Origin of the sequence: Paraclostridium dentum (assembly GCF_012922555.1) — a bacterium.
In the GTDB taxonomy this organism is placed as follows: Bacteria; Bacillota; Clostridia; order Peptostreptococcales; family Peptostreptococcaceae; genus Paraclostridium; species Paraclostridium dentum.
Genome location: NZ_WIPK01000063.1, coordinates 1 through 881, shown reverse-complemented (window position 1 = coordinate 881; position 881 = coordinate 1). Strand labels below are relative to the sequence as shown.

1 protein-coding gene is annotated in these 881 nt (G+C 54.6%); it reads right to left on the bottom strand.

Features of this window, described 5'->3' with window-relative positions:
- Positions 1–831, bottom strand: an 831-nt coding sequence (locus GFJ41_RS20910; RefSeq protein ID WP_206001595.1) for a lipocalin/fatty-acid binding family protein, incomplete at its 3' end; no start/stop codon positions are given.
- Positions 832–881: the final 50 nt, after the last annotated feature.

The following is an 881-nucleotide window of genomic DNA, read 5'->3' as shown; positions in this document are numbered from 1 at the left end:
GGACACACACTTTCCGTTGGCCGAGTCGAAAGCCCAGAACTGATGCGACATCTTACACGGACCGGCGTCCATCGGGAGGCGACAGGCAGCTTCAGTGCGGCAGGTCTGCAGACACTCCTTCTCAGTCAGGAAGTTGTTCTGGTTGCCCATGCAGCCTCCATACTCAAACCTCTGACACGTCATGATGGAGGAGTTGTAGTGGAAACGATGGAGCATCCCGAAGCACGGACCAGGGTCTGGGGTACCTATACAGGAGTTTTCTCCCTTAAAGATGGGTATTCCATCTGCAGAACCTTCATCAGACGGAGGCAGCACCACCGATCGTCTGGTCTTCGGCTGAACCTCGGTTGCTGGAGCTGTTTTTTGTCCTGGAACACAATCTCCTTTGTTCTGTTTAATAGAGACAGTGTCTGCGCTCATCCCCTGCTCCGCCACCAGGGTCTTAAAGTCTTCTATCAGTGTGGGCCGCAGTTCCTTCTTACGACCGTACAGTTTGACCGAGGTGGTCTTGTTTCCTCCACGCTGCTGTTTGAACATCACCACCAGCGCGTACTCGTCGTAGTTCGTGTGCACCACATACGCATCCACGTCAGCCGACCACTTGACGCTGTGGTAGTAGAATCTTCCTGGAGTTTCAGTCTCCATGTAATTACCGGTGATCATCTTACACTCGCCACGCCGGGACATGATGCGGGTCATGCTCAGAGCGTTTGGAGTGTCTCTGCGCTGCAGCTCCAGAGATCCGATCGGAGAATCTCCTTTGTGTTTGTTTCTCCAGGGGCAGTTGGAGGCCGAGGCGACGTCATACCACTTCCCTAAGAACCGGTCCAAGTCGAAGTTCTCCTGGGTCTGTAGGAGCGGTTCTGCAGGCAGAGGCCCGG